We start from the raw sequence: 15,730 nt of genomic DNA, 5'->3' as shown, positions 1-15,730 counted from the left end.
GCTGCCGGATGGTCCAGGGCCAAGCCGGGTCGACAGCACCCCGGTTGGGCAGACGCCCATGATTTCATGCCTGGCAGACAGTGAGACGACGGCAAGCGACCGGATGTGGTCGCACGGAGGTGCCCCCAGGGCGCACACAGGCGCTCCAGGGGCACCCCGGCAGGACGTGGGCGTCACATACGCCGCATCAGCCGCCCAGTGCACCACCCGCCCCCGGCGGGGGCTCGGCGATCATGGGATCGGTGGTGAGGTGGATGACGCCGTAGTCATAGGCGTGGCGGCGGTAGACGACGCTGGGCTCCTTCGTCTCGGAGTCGATGAACAGGTAGAAGTCGTGCCCCACCAGCTCCATCTCGTACAGGGCCTGATCGAGCGTCATCGGGGCCGCCACGTGGTTCTTCTCACGGACCACGAGCGGGCCCTCGCCCGTGACCTCCAGGGAACCCATCTTCTTCGTGGGCACGGCGACGGTGTGCTCCTCCTCCTTCACGAGGGAGCCGTCGCCGTTGAGCAGTGCCGCGTCGGGGACATGGTCGGCGACCTCGGCCGCCGAGGGCCTGCCGCGCCGGCTGCGCCGCTTGTCGTGCTGCCTGCGAAGCCTCGCCTCCAGCTTGTCCGTCGCCAGGTCGAGCGCCGCGTACGGGTCGCTGGCCGCGGCCTCCGCCCTGATGACAGGGCCACGCGACCGCAGCGTGATCTCCACGCGGTCGCAGCGGTTCGCCTGCCTCGGGTTGGGCTCCTTGGACACCTCGACGTCGAGGCTGATCACCTTGCCGTCGAGCTTCTGGATCTTCTCCAGCTTCAGCTTCTCGGCCACGTGCTTGCGGAACCGGTCGGGTACCTCGGTCTTGCGGCCCTTGACGACGATGTCCACGCAGAACTCCGTTCCCGGGTCCGCTCCGCTCGGCAGGCGGAGCATCTCCCTTGTGCACCAGGTTCCGGTCGGTGCCGGAACCTCGGACTGGGTGACGTCCACCTCCTCCTCCCCCGCGGGCAGGTATTCCACCCCACCCTTCCGGGCGATTTCGAGGGCCCGGAACGGGACATTCGACTGTGTCGGGTACGGCCTCCGCCATTCCTCACCATCGAACGTATCTCGCCCGTGCGGATGTCGTCACCCTCTCTAGCTGCATACCTCCCCTCGCGTCCGCTAATCCTCTTCCGACCTGCGGTGATGCAGGTTCTGGGGCAGTTCTCCCGGCCGCCCCTCGGCGGGAGTCCGCAAGCGCGCCCGCGGGCGGGCTCCAACGGGTCCCGGTGCTCCGGTGGAGTCGGGTGCCGCCGCGACCGCGGCCGCATGGGTCCGCTTTTCCACTCCGGCCGCACTTAATGCACGCGCCGCCTCGGCGAGAGTGGCCCCCGTCGTCACCAGGTCGTCGACGAGGACTACGCGGCCGGCGGCGCGCAGCACGGCGCCCGTGCCCGGGGCGGCGCCCAGTGCGCCCGCGACGTTGGCGCCCCGCTGGGCGGGGCTCAGGCTCGACTGGTCGGCGACCGCTCGACGCTGGCGCAGCGCCGCGAGCACCCGGGCCGGAGTGCCGGAGCGGCGCAGCTCGGCCGCGGCGGCCAGCGCGATCCGCCGCACGGGATCATGCCCACGCGCCCGCACGGCCCCTCCCGCCGAGGGCACGGGGACGAGCAGCACGGGCCCGGCGGCAGCACCACGGCCCCCCGCGGCGGCCCGTACCGCGGCCGCGAGCGCGGTACCGAGCGGGCGGGCGAGGGCCAGGGCGCCGCGCTCCTTGTGGGCGAGCAGGAGGGCGCGCACGGCGTCCGCGTACGGGGCGGCGGCGTACACCGCGGGGAGGCCGGAGGGCTCGGGCACGGGGTGCACCCTGCGGGGCGGAGAGCTGTGCAGTGCGCGGGCGCAGACCGCGCACACCACCGCGCGAGGCCGTCCGCAGCCAGCGCACTCGGACGGCACCACGAGGTCCATGACGTCCTGCCACCACGCCCTCATGCCGCCCACTGTGCCAACGCCCCCGGAGCCGGACCACCCCTGTGGAAAACCCCCTGTGGACAACTCCGTGCGGTGCGCAACCCCCGCGGTCGACGGGTGCGGCGCGGACCTGACCCTCGGGCGTACCCGCGGCCTGCCCCGGACGGGCCTGGTGCCGCCCCGGGCGCACACGGGTGCCCACCCGGGCGCACCCGCCGCCTACCCCGGGTAGGCCGGCGACGTCCCGCTCTTGAGCACGGTCTGCCAGGGGGCGCCGGGCGGCATGCGGACGATGCCGTCGTCGGAGTGCGCCAGCAGCGGGAGCAGGTCGTCGTCGGCCGCCGCGACCTCCTTGACACCGTTCAGACCCGGCAGGACGCCGCTCGCGGGCGCCGAGCCGTCACACTGCACGTACCGCACCTGCTGCACGCCGCCGGACTCGCGGCCGACCACCACCAGACGGCTGCCGCCGGCCCAGGACATGGCCGTGACCTCCTCCATCTGCGGTGCTCCGGGGCGCAGGTCGGCGATGGTGACCTGGGGGTCGTCGCCGCCGCTCCGCTCGATCCGGCCGATCTGGAGCGTCTTCCTGCCGTCCTCCTCGACGAGCAGCGCGATCCTGACGCCGTCCGCAGCCGCCCGCACCGCCTCGATGTGGGACGGTTCGAGGCCCGGCGTGGAGACGTCGAGCACGTCACCCGTGCCGTGCTCCAGCAGCAGCAGTCGCGGCCTGCCGGGATCGCGGTCGGCCACCCACAGGTCGCCCTGGCCGTCCCAACTGGGGGCCGTGAGGCGGTCGTCCTCGGACTTGGCCCGGCTGTGCAGCAGCGGGTCGCCGTACGAGGCTCCGGAGAGGAGGTCGGCGACGTACAGGTCGCGGCCGTTCAGCGACACCCCGGCGGCGTGCAGCTCGTCGCGGGACACCGCGATCTTGCTCATGGCCTTGGCTCCCTCGCCGAACGGGCCCGGCGCCCGCTGCGGCGCGGCGTCGCCGCCCGTGCCGGTGCCGGGCAGCCTGACGAGCCGGTGTTCGGCGTCGAGGAAGTACTGGTAGCCGGCGCGGTCCGCGGTGTGAAGGGGCGCGATGGCCTCCGCGTGGTCCTCGTTCAGCTCGCACAACGGCGAGCCGTCCGGGCGCTGGAGCTCCACGTCGGTGATGCCGGTGGAGGTCAGGTCCTGGAGGGTGAAGACGACCTGGGCCGCCATCTGCTGGCACTGGGCGCGACCGACCCGCTCGGCGCGCGCGTTCAGCGGCACCTTGAGCCTGTTCTGGTCGTCGGGTGCCAGGGCCTTGACACCCGCCTTCAGCCGCGTTCCGGCGGGGAAACTCGTCCGGACCACCGGATTGAGCCATTGTGTGGGGCCGTCGAGCAGGGCCCGTACGGTCTGGGTCACCGGGTCGACGCGTTGGCGTACGTAGACCGGGTCGGCCACCATACGCCCGGGGGTGGAGACACCGTCGTCCGCACCGGACCCGGGCTCCGACGCGAAGTAGTACTTGTTGACCGGCCGGTAGATGCGCTGGAAGTCGGAGGCCCCGAGCACGATCCCCTCCGGCGGCCGGTCGATGCGCCACTCCTGGTGCCCGGCCTCCTTCGCCATGCTCAGGTGGACGGTCTCGGTGAAGGCGGCGTCGGCGGGCTGGTAGGCGTGCTGCTCGTCGACGGTGGCGACCTGGTGGCCCTTCAGGATGTACTGGCGGCCCGAGTCGCCGTCGTAGCCGCTGCGGTCGGCGACGTGCTCGGCGTTCGGCCCCTCGGCGAGCACCGTGGTGGACAGCTCCGGGTGCCAGGTCCTCGAAGCGTCCTGCGTCAGGTACTTGCGCGCCATCTCGAACTTGGGGTCGTCGCTGGTCAGCGCCTCCAGGAAACCCTGCACGATCTCGTCGGGCCCGGCGCTCTCACGCGGCGGCATGGCGAAGACCCGCACCTGCGAGTCGGGCCGCTGCGAGGCCTCGACGCCGCGCAGGTCACCGCTGTCCGGCATGGAAGCACAGCCCGCCAGCAGCACCACGGCACCGCCGAGCAGCAGCCCGCAGCGCCGTATCCGTCCGAGCCCGCCCCGGAGCCCCCCTTCAGCCACGAGCGGCCCTTCCTTCCGTGAGCCGGTTGCCGACGGTGTCGGCGGCGGGCACGCCGCCCGGACCGTGCGCGGTCTGCCGCTCTCCCGGGGTGTGCGCATCGTGCTGCGCCCCGGTGTCGTACGCCTTGTGCGCGTGCTGTGCGCTTTCGGCGGAGTGGCCCTGCGGGCCGGGCACCCGGGCGTCGCCGTCGGCGCTGCCGGTGGTGCCGGTGGTGCCGGTGCCGGCGTCGCTGGTGCCACGCGGTACGACGCGTGAGCCGTTGCCCGGCAGGGCGGTCGGGTCGGCGGCGGCCGCGCCCGAACCGGGCGCGGCCCCGTGCGCCGAACCCCGCGCCGCCCCGTGCGCCGTGCCGGACGGGGGCGCCGTACCGGACGGCCCGGACGCCGTGGAGTGGCCGCCACGACCGCTGCCGGACGGCTGCGTGGTGCCCGTACCGGTGCCGGCACCGGTACGGCTGGCGGCCCCGGTCCCGGGCGGAAGTGCGGCACGCGCGCGTGGCAGACGCGCCTCGCGCAGGTGCCGGTTGCGCCGGGAGTCGTCGGGCTCCAGCGGGATCGGGGAGCCTCTGAGCGGTTCGTCGGCGGTGCGCGGCAGCGTCAGCCGGAACTGCGAGCCGCCACCCGGCTCGCCCCATGCCTGTAGCCAGCCGCCGTGCAGCCGGGCGTCCTCCAGGGCGATGGACAGCCCCAGACCGGTGCCGCCGGTGGTGCGGGCACGCGCCGGGTCGGCCCGCCAAAAACGGCTGAAAACACGCGTCGCCTCTCCCGGTTTGAGGCCGACGCCGTAGTCGCGTACCGCAACGGCGACCGCGCCGCCCGCTGCGGCGAGCCGCACCACGACGTCCCGGCCGTCACCGTGCTCCACCGCGTTCACCACGAGGTTGCGCAGCACGCGCTCCACCCTGCGGGCATCGGCCTCCGCGACGACGGGCTGGTGGTCGCCGACGACCCGGATCCGCGAGCCCTTGCGCTCGGCCAGCGGCTCCGCACCGCCGACCACGCGCCGCACGACCTCCCGCAGGTCGATCGGCTCGGCCTCCAGAGCCGCCGCCCCCGCGTCGAAGCGGCTGATCTCCAGCAGGTCGGCGAGCAGCGACTCGAAGCGGTCCAGTTGGTCGGCGAGCAGCTCCGCGGAGCGCGCGGTGACCGGGTCGAAGTCCTCACGGGCCTCATGGATGACGTCGGCCGCCATCCGTACCGTCGTCAGCGGGGTGCGCAGCTCGTGGGAGACGTCCGAGACGAAGCGGCGCTGCATCCGGGAGAGGTCCTCCAACTGCTGGATCTTGAGCTGGAGGTTCTGCGCCATCTTGTTGAATGCCTCGCCCAGACGTGCGATGTCGTCCTCGCCGGTGACCTTCATCCGCTCCTGGAGGCGGCCCGCGGAGAGCCGCTCCGCGATCCCCGCGGCCATCCGTACGGGCGTGACCACCTGCCGTACGACGAGCCAGGCGATGGCCCCGAGCAGCACCACCACGAAGAGCCCCGCCGTCGCCAGCGTCCCCTTGACGAGGCTCAGCGACTTCTCCTCCTGGGAGAGCGGGAAGAAGTAGTACAGCTCGTAGGAGTTGCCGTTCAGGCCGTTGAGCTGCTTGCCGATCACCAGGCCGGGCTGGGAGTCCTGGCCGTCGCTGTAGATGATCCTGGTGTAGCTCTGGGAAGCGCCGGCGGTCCGGGCGATCCTGCCGCGCAGGTCGTCGGGGACGCTCTGGATGGGGTCCACGCCTCCGGACGCGCGGGGTGCGCGGACACTGCTGGCGTCGCCGTCGCCGCCCGGCGTCAGCGTGGCCACGTCGAAGGCGCTCTGGCCGCCGCTGGAGAGCTGGCCCACGAGGTCGTTCATCCAGGCGGAGGCGTTCTGCTCGGGGCGGCCGTCCGGGGTGGTCGCGGCGCCCTGGCCGGTGTCGGTGCTGGCGGCGTCCGCCTTGTCCTTGGCGGCGCGGAAACCGCCGTCCGCCTGGCTCTGGGACGCCTTCACCTTGGCGTCGAGCAGGCCGTTGCGGACCTGGCCGATGACGACGAAGCCGAGCAGCAGGACGACGCCCAGCGACATCAGGAGCGTGGTGGCGACCACCCTGAGCTGGATGTTGCGCCGCCACAGCCGCGCCGCGGGCAGCAGGGGCCGACGCACCCAGCGGGTGAAGAGCCGCAGCACGGGGCTGCCCTGCACACCGCCCTGGAGCAGCAGGCCGCCCTCCACGAGTCGCGCGAGGCGCAGCAGCCGGGCGACCTGCGCACCGGCCGCCCTGGGGCCGACCCGCCGCCCCGGGTGCGATCCCGGCGTGCCGGGGGCCGGTGCGGCGCCGTCGTCCCGGGGCATGTCAGCTCGGTCCGGCCTTGTAGCCGACGCCGCGGACGGTCACCACGATCTCCGGCCGCTCGGGGTCCTTCTCGACCTTGGAACGGAGCCGCTGGACGTGCACGTTGACCAGACGGGTGTCGGCGGCGTGCCGGTAGCCCCAGACCTGTTCAAGCAGCACCTCACGGGTGAAGACCTGCCACGGCTTGCGGGCCAGTGCCACCAGGAGGTCGAACTCCAGCGGGGTGAGCGCGATCGCCTGCCCCTCCCGCTTCACCGAGTGCCCGGCCACGTCGATCACCAGGTCGCCGATGGCGAGCTGCTCCGGCGCGGGCTCCTCGGAGCGGCGCAGCCGGGCCCGGATCCGGGCCACCAGCTCCTTCGGCTTGAACGGCTTGACGATGTAGTCGTCCGCCCCGGACTCCAGGCCGACGACCACGTCCACCGTGTCACTCTTCGCGGTGAGCATGACGATGGGCACACCCGACTCCGCCCTGATCAGGCGGCACACCTCGATCCCGTCCCGGCCGGGCAGCATCAGATCGAGCAGCACCAGGTCAGGCTTGGCCTCCCGGAACGCAGCGAGCGCCTTGTCGCCGTCAGCGACGAACGACGGCTCGAACCCCTCACCACGCAGCACAATCCCGAGCATCTCGGCCAGTGCGGTGTCGTCGTCGACGACAAGGACTCGTCCCTTCATAACGACATCATCCCATTTTCATTTTCGAACCGTGCACATGCGTGACCTAGCTCACTGACCTGCGGCAACGCACACCATCACCGCCGATGCCCCTTACCGCCGCCGATGCCCCCTGTGCCCCTGCCTTTCCGGTGCCGGTGCCCGGTGCCTCCGGTGCTTGCGGCGCCCCCTGTTCGCTCCGGTGTCCTCGATGACCGTCCGTGTCCGTCGCCGTGGATGTCGAACGCCGTCCCCGCCCGCGTCGACCATCCCCACCGGCGCCGGTCCCTCCTCCAGCCCCCATAGACCTCCCCCGATGGTCCGCCGCCCGCTCATCCCTTGCCTGTCCCTGCCGGTGTCCGGTTCCTCGGGGCCGGGCTCCGGCCGGCGGCCGGCAGCGTGCGGTCTGCGTCCTGCCGCCTGCGGCGGCAGCAGAGGCGCGCACGGCCCCGCGCGGCGGACCGTGCGGACCGTGCGCGCCGACACGAAGTGTCAGCACCACGTGCCGGCAGTGCCTGCCGGTGCGGCGGCGCTGCGAGCATAGTGGCGGGCCGACGGCGGAAGGGGGCCCGCGGTCCAGTGGGGCGCACACGGCGGTCGGGACCGCGGCAGGCTGCTCTCCACCCGCCACGGCCCCGACCCCGTCCGCATGCCCGTCCGCACCGGGCCGTCACCCGGCGCGTCACCCGGCGCGTTGACGACCCGTCAGGTCAGCGTCACCGGCTGTGCCTTGGCACACAGCTCGGCGAGCGACTGAACCGTCGGGGGCGACGCGACACCCTCCTCGGTGACGATAGCCGTGACCAACTCGGGCGGCGTCACGTCGAACGCCGGGTTGTACGCCTCCGAGCCCACGGGCGCCAGCGGGACCACCGTGCCCGCCTCCACCCCGGCCAGCGTGCGGGGCACGGCGATCTCCGTCACCTCGCGGGCGGCCCGCTGCTCCACCACGATCGCGGCGCCGTCCGGCGTGTCCAGGTCGACGGTCGTCACCGGTGCCACCACGATGAAGGGGACATGGTGGTACCGGGCCAGTACCGCCAGCGGATAGCTGCCCACCTTGTTGGCCACGGCCCCGTCGGCGGCGATGCGGTCGGCGCCGATCAGCACCGCGTCCACCTCGCCCGCCGCGAGCAGCGCACCGGCCGCGTTGTCCGTGAGGACCTTGTAGGGCATGCCGTGCCGGGCGGCCTCGTAGGCGGTGAGCCGGGCGCCCTGGAGCAGTGGACGGGTCTCGTCCACCCATAGCCTGCGCAGCCGTCCGCCGCGGTGGGCCGCCAGCGCCACCGCGAACGCGGTGCCCTCACCACCCGACACCAGCGCCCCGGTGTTGCAGTGCGTGAGGATGCGGTGGTTGTCGCCGGGCAGCAGTTCGTCCAGCAGCGACAGGCCGTGCAAGGCCATCCTGGCGCTGCTCTGCGCGTCCTGCTCGTGCAGGGCGCGTGCTTCGGCGAGGCATGCCGCGTTCGCCTGGTCTCTGTTGCCGCCCGCGGCCAGCGCCGCACGATAGGCCGCCTGGGCGCGGCGGGCGCCGCGGGCGAGGTTCACGGCGGTGGGCCGGGCGTCGGCGAGCGCGTCGGCCGCCTCGTCGACGTCGAACCCCCGCGCCGCGGCCAGGGCCACTCCGTACGCTCCCGCGATGCCCAGCAACGGGGCACCGCGCACCGCGAGCGTACGGATCGCCTGTACCAGGGCCGGGGCTTCGGCGCACACCAGCTCAGCTTCTTCGGACGGCAGCCGCGTCTGGTCGAGCAGGACCACCACGGGGCCTTCTGGGGACTCGTCCCAGCGGATCACCGGCAGCGCCGGCCTGCCGCCCCGTCCATCGACCGACTCTGTCTCCTGGGAGGGTCGCGCGTACTGATCAGCCATTGCCTCAGTCTGCCCCGTACCCGGCCGACATTTGAAGATGGTCCGGCCTTATGCTGCCCGCTCTGTCGACTCCGCCAGGTCCTTTGGCGGACGCACCGTGGCACGATGGCCCCCAACCTGCCACCGCATCCGCGGACGGGCACCGTGAAGGAGCGACGATGAACGACACTCCGGGCTGGGCCTCGCCCGGATCCGCACCCTCCGACCGACCTGCCCCCTCCGACGGCACCCCGGCGCCCGGCCCCGGCCACGAGCCCGCTGACCAGGCGCAGCAGGCGCCTGCCGGCGGACAGCCACCGCAGCAGCCGGCCGCAGGCCCCACTGCCGGTACGGGAGCCACTGCCGGCGCGGGAGCAGGTTCCGGCGCGGGAGCAGGTTCCGCTGCCGGTGCCGGTGCCGGCGGCTCCGCGGGTTCCGCCGACCGTCCCGCGAGCGAGCAGGGTGCCCAGACACCGCCGGGCTGGTCGAAGGAGCAGCCACCGCCCGGACCCTGGCCGGCGCCCGGCGGACAGATGTCCGGCCCGCCTCCGACGCAGCCGCCCCCGCCACCGCCGGGCCCCGGCTGGGGCGCGCCCGGCCCCGGGGGCCCGGGCGGCCCCGGATGGGGCGGTCAAGCTCCCGGCGGCCCTGGCTGGGGCGGACCCGGTGGCACCGGCGGACCGGGCGGCCCCGGATGGGGCGGACCGGGGCCCGGCGGCTACGGCACCCCGGGCTGGGGTGGCTGGCAGGGGCGGCCGCCCGCGGCCAAGCCGGGCGTCATCCCGCTGCGCCCGCTCGGTGTCGGCGAGATCCTCGACGGCGCCGTGTCCACGATGCGCACCTACTGGCGGACGGTCCTCGGGATCTCGCTGAGCGTGGCCGTAGTCATCCAGATCGCGCTGGTACTGCTGCAGGGCCTGGTGCTCGACGACATCGCCGGCACCGACGCCCTCAACGACCGCAGCGCCTCGATGAGCGAGCTCGGCCACGCCATGCGCAACGTTCTGATCAGCTCGGGCGTGGTCCTGCTCGTCAGCCTGCTCGGTGTGATCATCGCGACGGCCCTGCTCACGACCGTGACCAGCCGGGCGGTGCTCGGCAAGCCGGTGACCATCGCGGAGGCCTGGCGCGACGCCCGGCCGCAGGTGCCCAGGCTGTTCGGCCTCACCTTCCTGCTGCCGCTCATCGTGATCGCGATCGTGGCCGTCGGGACGCTGCCCGGGGTGCTGGTCGCGGCGGGTGTCGGCACGCGGGCCGGAGTGCCTCTGGCCGTGCTCGGCGGGCTGGCCGGCGCGGTCGTGGCGATGTGGCTGGCGATCCGCTTCGCGCTCGCCTCGCCCGCGCTGATGCTGGAGAAGCAGGGCGTGCTGAAGTCCCTCGGCCGCTCCGCCAAGCTGGTCAAGGGCTCCTGGTGGCGCGTCCTCGGTATCCAACTGCTGGCCACGATCATCGCGAACATCGTGTCCTCGATCATCCTGATCCCGTTCTCCCTGGTCGCCGGTGCGGTCGGCGGGGGCGGGGTCGCCGGGTTCCTCGGCAGCGGCGGCGGCAGCCACGGCTGGACCTACCTGGTCATCAGCGGTGTCGGTTCGGTGATCGGCTCGATGCTCACCTTCCCGATCACGGCCGGGGTCGCCGTCCTGCTCTACATCGACCAGCGCATCCGCCGCGAGGCACTCGACCTGGAACTCGGCCGGGCGGCCGGCATCCAGGGCTACGGCTCCGAGGCGCCCGGCCCGGTCCCCGGAGGCTGAAGCCGTGGGCGCCACGGGGAGACCGCACCCGGCGGGCCCGCTGCCGCGTCCCGGCGCGGACGGCCCGCCGCGGACGGGACGACCGGAGTCCTCCCGATCACGGCCCGCAGCCTCCCACCGGTCCGGGGCACCGGCCGTCCACCGCGCGTGGTCCTGGCTCACGGCTCCCGGTCTCCTGCCGGCGGCCGTCCTGCTGCCGCGCGGCACCGACGACCCTCCGGTGACCATCCCGCGCAACCCCGCCAAGGAGGCCGCCAAGCGCGAGCTGTCCAAGCGGATGTACCACCAGGACGACCCGGGCCTCCTCCAGCGGGCCCTGCACCGGGTGCTTGCCTGGATCCAGGACCTCTTCGACGCGGCCTCCGGCGTCACACCGGGCGGCGGGCCCGGGCTCTTCGTCATCCTGCTCGCCGCTGCGGCCCTCGTCGCGGCTCTCTGGTGGCGCCTCGGCACACCGCGCCGGACGCCGCAGGACGCCGCACCGCTCTTCCACGACCGGCCGCGCACCGCGGCGGAACATCGCACCGCGGCCGAGGCACACGCCGTCAAGGGCCACTGGAACCAGGCGGTCCAGGAACGGATGCGCGCCATCGTCCGCGCCCTGGAGGAGCGGGCGCTGCTCGATCCGCGCCCCGGCCGCACCGCCGACGAGGCCGCGGCGGAGGCCGCCGCCGTGCTGCCCTCGCACGAGGCCCGGCTCCGCACGGCGGCACGGGACTTCGACGACGTCGCATACGGAGGCCGCAGCGGCGACGAACCGGCGTACCTGCGCCTGGCCGCGCTCGACGAGGACCTGGCACGCGCCCGCCCCGCGCTCACCGCGGCCGACACCGCCACCAGCACCGCACCCCGCACCGGCGCCCGCACCGGCGGTCCCGGCAGCCCCGCGCGGAGGACGCCCGAATGACCGGCTCCCCTTCCGGGCGGTTCGGCCCCGACCGCCCCACCGAACCCGCCACGGCGCCCGCTTCCGCACCCGCCGGCGCACCGGCCCCGCCCACCCCGGCCGGCCCCACCAAGACGCCCCCGCCCGCCCCGGCAGGCACCGCGCCGCCGGCTCCGGACCCTGTCCGCGCCCCGCAGCACCGCCACCGGCAGCCCGAGCACCCACACGACCCGGTGGACCCAGCGAGCCCGCACGAGACGGGTGACACCGCCGCAGCAGCCGAGGCGACCTCGACCGCCCCGACGGCCCGTCACCTCTGGTCCCGGGCACGGGGCCTGGTCCTGGCCGCCGTGGTGCTGCTGGTGGCGGCGGTCACCATCGCCGTCGTCCGCTCGGGCGCCGAGCACGGCCGACTCGACCCGGGGTCCACCGATCCGCTCGGCTCCCGCGCCGTGGCGGACCTCCTCGCCGAACGGGGCGTGTCCGCCCGGACCGTCACCACGCTCGCCGAGGCACGGTCGGCCGCGGGCCCCGACACGACGCTCCTGGTGGCCGACCCGGAGCGGCTGACGGGACATCAGCGCTCCGCGCTGCGCGCGGCGACCGCGGACTCCGGCGGCCGCACCGTGCTCGTCGCCCCCGGCCCCGCCGCCACGGACGCGCTCGCCCCCGGGACGACCGCGGATCCGGCCCCGAGCATCGACTCGACGCTGGCGCCCGGCTGCGACTTCCCGCCCGCCAGGCGCGCGGGCACGGCCGACACCGGCGGCATGCGCTACTTCGTCTCGTCCCCCACGGTGGACTCCTGTTACTTCAGTGACGGGCTGCCCACGCTCGTCCGCATTCCGATGCCGCAGACGGCGGGCGACACCATCGTCCTCGGCGCGCCCGACATCCTCTACAACGACCGCCTCGACGCCCAGGGCAACGCCTCGCTCGCCCTGCAACTCCTCGGGTCCCGCCCGCATCTCGTCTGGTACCTCCCCTCGTCCTCCGACACGGCGGCCACCGCCACCGGCGCCCGCAGCTTCTACGACCTGATCCCCTCCGGCTGGCTCTGGGGCATGTTGCAAGCCGCCGTCGCGGTCGCCCTCGCCGCCCTGTGGCGGGCCCGCCGCCTCGGCCCCCTCGTCCCCGAACGCCTCCCCGTCGCCATCCGTGCCTCCGAGACCGCGGAGGGCCGCGCCCGGCTCTACCGCAAGGCAGACGCCCGCGACCGCGCCGCCGACGTCCTGCGCACCGCCACCCGCAACCGGCTCGCCCCTCTCATCGGTGTTCCCCCCGGCCAAGCGCACTCCCCCGAAGTCCTGCTCATCGCCCTCTCCGCCCGGCTGGGCACCCGGGAGACGGCCCTTGCGGGCCCGCCCGGGACCCCGGGCGGGGCACAGCACCTGCACGCCCTCCTCTTCGGGCCGCCGCCCCGCGACGACGCAGCGCTCATCGCCCTCGCCGACCACCTCGACGCCCTCGAAGGAGAGGTACGCCATTCATGATGGACCCGACCACTGACAACGCCCCCCGCGTGGCAGATCCGGGCGACGCCCGCGGCTCCCTGGAGGCCCTGCGCACCGAGATCGCCAAGGCCGTGGTCGGCCAGGACCCCGCCGTCACGGGCCTGGTCGTGGCCCTGCTCTGCCGGGGCCACGTCCTCCTCGAAGGCGTCCCCGGCGTCGCGAAGACCCTGCTCGTGCGCACCCTCGCGGCCGCTCTCGCGGTCGACACGAAACGCGTCCAGTTCACGCCCGACCTGATGCCCAGCGACGTCACCGGCTCCCTCGTCTACGACGCGCGCACCGCGGAGTTCTCCTTCCAGCCGGGCCCCGTCTTCACCAACCTCCTGCTCGCCGACGAGATCAACCGCACCCCTCCCAAGACGCAGTCCGCGCTGCTCGAAGCCATGGAGGAGCGCCAGGTCACGGTCGACGGCACCCCGCGCCGGCTCCCCGACCCGTTCCTGGTCGCCGCCACGCAGAACCCGGTCGAGTACGAGGGCACCTATCCGCTCCCCGAGGCCCAGTTGGACCGCTTCCTGCTGAAACTCCATGTTCCGCTGCCGTCCCGCGAGGACGAGGTGGACGTCCTGAAGCGCCACGCGGAAGGCTTCAATCCGCACGACCTGCGCGCCGCCGGTGTGCGCCCCGTCGCCACTCCCGCGCATCTGGAGGCAGCCCGGGCCGCGGTCGGCCGCACCTCCGTCTCGGCCGACATCACCGGCTACGTGGTCGACATCTGCCGTGCCACCCGCGACTCGCCGTCGCTCGCCCTCGGTGTCTCCCCGCGCGGCGCGACGGCCCTGCTGTCCACGGCCCGCGCCTGGGCCTGGCTGACCGGCCGCGACTACGTCATCCCCGACGACGTGAAGGCCCTGGCCCTGCCGACCCTGCGGCACCGCGTCCAGTTGCGCCCCGAGGCGGAGATGGAGGGCATCACCGCCGACTCCGTCATCAACGCGGTCCTGGCCCACGTTCCCGTGCCCCGCTGATCGCGACCCGCACACCTGTCCCGCACGTACCACCCGACCTCCGCCCGAGGAACCATGGCCCTGACCGGACGCACCGCTCTCCTGGCGGCCCTCGCCTCCCTGCTCGTCGGCTTCCTCGCGCCGGGCTGGACGGGCATCCTCGCCGCCGATCTCTGCATCGCACTCGCGTGCGTCTGCGACTTCGCCCTGGCCGCTCCGGTACGACGTCTTGTCCTCACCCGATCGGGGGGTGCGGCGGTTCGCCTCGGTGACGCGGTCGACACGACGCTCACCGTCACCAATCCGTCGGGGCGCCCGTTGCGTGCCGTTCTCCGGGATGCCTGGCCCCCGAGCAGCCGGGCGCGGGGCTCGGACGGGCCAGGACGGCACCGTCTGACGGTGCCGCCGGGCGAGCGGCGCCGCGTGGCCACCCGGCTGCACCCGACGCGGCGTGGGGACCACCGCGCCACGCGCGTCACGATCCGCTCCTACGGGCCGCTGGGACTGCTCTGCCGCCAGGGCGGCCATCTGGTGCCGGGCACCGTACGGGTCCTGCCGCCCTTCCACAGCCGCAAGCACCTTCCGGCCAAGCTGGCCCGGCTTCGGGAGATGGACGGCCGCACCAGTGTGCTGACCCGTGGCGAGGGTACCGAATTCGACAGCCTGCGCGCCTATGTCCCGGGCGACGACACCCGCTCCATCGACTGGCGGGCCACCGCCCGCCAGACCGGCGTCGCCGTCCGCACCTGGCGTCCCGAGCGGGACCGCCGCATCCTCCTCGTCCTGGACACCGGCCGTACGTCCGCCGGCCGGGTCGGCGACGCGCCGCGGCTCGACGCCGCCATGGACGCAGCCCTGCTGCTCGCGGCCCTTGCCTCACGGGCCGGGGACCGTGTGGATCTGCTGGCCTACGACCGCAGGATCCGTGCCCTGGTGCAGGGCAGGGCGGCGCACGAGGTGCTGCCCGCCATGGTCGACGCCATGGCTCCCCTGGAAGCCGAACTCGTGGAGACCGATGCCCGGGGCCTCGCTGCCGCGGCCCTGCGGACCGCGCCCCGGCACGCCCTCGTCGTGCTGTTGACCAGTCTTGAAACAGCTCCGGTCGAGGAGGGTCTGCTTCCGGTGCTCGCCCAGCTCACCCAGCGCCACACGGTGCTCGTGGCGTCGGTCGCCGATCCGCACATTGCCCGTATGGCCGCGGGCCGGGGCACCGCGGACGCGGTGTACGAGGCGGCTGCCGCGGTGCAGGCCCAGAGCGAACGCCGCCGTACCGCCGACGAACTGATACGGCGGGGTGTGTCGGTGGTCGACGCGCTTCCGGGCGACCTGGCCCCCGAGCTGGCCGACGCGTATCTCGCCCTCAAATCAGCGGGGCGGCTGTAGGCCGGCCGAACTCGGGCCCGGGGCCGGGCTTCGCGGGCTCAGCCGAACTCGGTTCCGGGGGCCGACTTCGGGGCACGCGCGAAAACAATCCCGGGCATGCGAAAGACCCCCGTACCGGAACGGTACGGGGGTCTCCCTCACAAAGAGTTCGGCGGCGTCCTACTCTCCCACAGGGTCCCCCCTGCAGTACCATCGGCGCTGAAAGGCTTAGCTTCCGGGTTCGGAATGTAACCGGGCGTTTCCCTCACGCTATAACCACCGAAACACACACCACCAACCACACCCCCCAAAAAACAAAGAGCATGTGATCGTTCGTGGTTTCAGAACCAACACAGTGAACGCGAGCACCTGAGGACAAGCCCTCGGCCTATTAGTACCAGTCACCTCCACGCCTCACGA

At 73.8% G+C, this 15,730-nt stretch carries 11 protein-coding genes and 1 rRNA gene; 5 read left to right on the top strand and 7 right to left on the bottom strand.

All coding sequences use genetic code 11. The features are described 5' to 3' along the window. Window positions 1–187: 187 nt before the first annotated feature. The 6 genes from hpf to mtnA form a co-directional block, all read right to left on the bottom strand. A complete protein-coding gene (gene hpf, locus IE313_RS10395) occupies window positions 188–874 on the bottom strand; it encodes a ribosome hibernation-promoting factor, HPF/YfiA family (RefSeq protein ID WP_373316966.1) in 687 nt (228 codons plus the stop codon). Between the two features lie 276 nt (window positions 875–1,150). Further along, window positions 1,151–1,960 (bottom strand): ComF family protein, encoded by an 810-nt coding sequence (locus IE313_RS10390; protein ID WP_189930717.1) that lies wholly within the window; start codon window positions 1,958–1,960, stop codon window positions 1,151–1,153. Between the two features lie 198 nt (window positions 1,961–2,158). Next, window positions 2,159–3,925 (bottom strand): LpqB family beta-propeller domain-containing protein, encoded by a 1,767-nt coding sequence (locus IE313_RS10385; protein ID WP_189930950.1) that lies wholly within the window; start codon window positions 3,923–3,925, stop codon window positions 2,159–2,161. Between the two features lie 88 nt (window positions 3,926–4,013). Beyond that, window positions 4,014–6,338, bottom strand: a complete 2,325-nt coding sequence (gene mtrB, locus IE313_RS10380; RefSeq protein WP_189930716.1) for an MtrAB system histidine kinase MtrB — start codon at window positions 6,336–6,338, stop codon at window positions 4,014–4,016. 1 nt (window position 6,339) lies between these two features. Continuing rightward, window positions 6,340–7,017, bottom strand: a complete 678-nt coding sequence (gene mtrA, locus IE313_RS10375) for a two-component system response regulator MtrA (protein ID WP_189930715.1) — start codon at window positions 7,015–7,017, stop codon at window positions 6,340–6,342. 684 nt (window positions 7,018–7,701) lie between these two features. Further along, on the bottom strand, window positions 7,702–8,868 hold the full coding sequence (gene mtnA / locus IE313_RS10370; RefSeq protein WP_189930714.1) for an S-methyl-5-thioribose-1-phosphate isomerase: 1,167 nt from the start codon (window positions 8,866–8,868) through the stop codon (window positions 7,702–7,704). Between the two features lie 158 nt (window positions 8,869–9,026). Here mtnA and IE313_RS10365 point away from each other — a divergent pair, with 158 nt between their 5' ends. The 5 genes from IE313_RS10365 (at window position 9,027) to IE313_RS10345 (ending at window position 15,331) form a co-directional block, all read left to right on the top strand. Further along, on the top strand, window positions 9,027–10,601 hold the full coding sequence (locus IE313_RS10365; RefSeq protein WP_189930713.1) for a glycerophosphoryl diester phosphodiesterase membrane domain-containing protein: 1,575 nt from the start codon (window positions 9,027–9,029) through the stop codon (window positions 10,599–10,601). Window positions 10,602–10,776: 175 nt separating this feature from the next. Next, window positions 10,777–11,508, top strand: a complete 732-nt coding sequence (locus IE313_RS10360; RefSeq protein WP_229924541.1) for a DUF4129 domain-containing protein — start codon at window positions 10,777–10,779, stop codon at window positions 11,506–11,508. Window positions 11,509–11,720: 212 nt separating this feature from the next. Beyond that, window positions 11,721–12,980: a DUF4350 domain-containing protein gene (locus IE313_RS10355; protein ID WP_189930712.1), complete on the top strand. Its 1,260-nt coding sequence runs from the start codon at window positions 11,721–11,723 to the stop codon at window positions 12,978–12,980. Continuing rightward, entirely contained in the window at window positions 12,980–13,969 is a 990-nt protein-coding gene (locus IE313_RS10350) for an AAA family ATPase (protein WP_189930945.1), read from the top strand. Before IE313_RS10355 ends, IE313_RS10350 begins: the two co-directional genes overlap by 1 nt. Before the next feature lie 54 nt (window positions 13,970–14,023). Beyond that, window positions 14,024–15,331 carry a DUF58 domain-containing protein gene (locus IE313_RS10345; protein ID WP_189930711.1) on the top strand — a complete coding sequence of 436 codons (1,308 nt, stop codon included), beginning with the start codon at window positions 14,024–14,026 and terminating at the stop codon, window positions 15,329–15,331. Between the two features lie 146 nt (window positions 15,332–15,477). Here the strand turns inward: IE313_RS10345 and rrf are convergent. Then, window positions 15,478–15,594 (bottom strand): 5S ribosomal RNA (gene rrf / locus IE313_RS10340). Between the last annotated feature and the right edge of the window lie 136 nt (window positions 15,595–15,730).

It is taken from the genome of Streptomyces sulfonofaciens (genome assembly GCF_014656295.1).
GTDB lineage: Bacteria > Actinomycetota > Actinomycetes > Streptomycetales > Streptomycetaceae > Streptomyces > Streptomyces sulfonofaciens.
This window is presented reverse-complemented; position numbering and strand designations above follow the sequence as displayed.

Excerpts from the sequence above, each read along its gene's own strand:
- IE313_RS10390 (WP_189930717.1), bottom strand. The coding sequence starts at position 1,960 with ATGAGGGCGTGGTGGCAGGACGTCATGGACCTCGTGGTGCCGTCCGAG.
- IE313_RS10385 (WP_189930950.1), bottom strand. The coding sequence starts at position 3,925 with ATGCCGGACAGCGGTGACCTGCGCGGCGTCGAGGCCTCGCAGCGGCCC.
- mtrB (WP_189930716.1), bottom strand. The coding sequence starts at position 6,338 with ATGCCCCGGGACGACGGCGCCGCACCGGCCCCCGGCACGCCGGGATCG.
- mtrA (WP_189930715.1), bottom strand. The coding sequence starts at position 7,017 with ATGAAGGGACGAGTCCTTGTCGTCGACGACGACACCGCACTGGCCGAG.
- mtnA (WP_189930714.1), bottom strand. The coding sequence starts at position 8,868 with ATGGCTGATCAGTACGCGCGACCCTCCCAGGAGACAGAGTCGGTCGAT.
- IE313_RS10365 (WP_189930713.1), top strand. The coding sequence starts at position 9,027 with ATGAACGACACTCCGGGCTGGGCCTCGCCCGGATCCGCACCCTCCGAC.
- IE313_RS10350 (WP_189930945.1), top strand. The coding sequence starts at position 12,980 with ATGGACCCGACCACTGACAACGCCCCCCGCGTGGCAGATCCGGGCGAC.
- IE313_RS10345 (WP_189930711.1), top strand. The coding sequence starts at position 14,024 with ATGGCCCTGACCGGACGCACCGCTCTCCTGGCGGCCCTCGCCTCCCTG.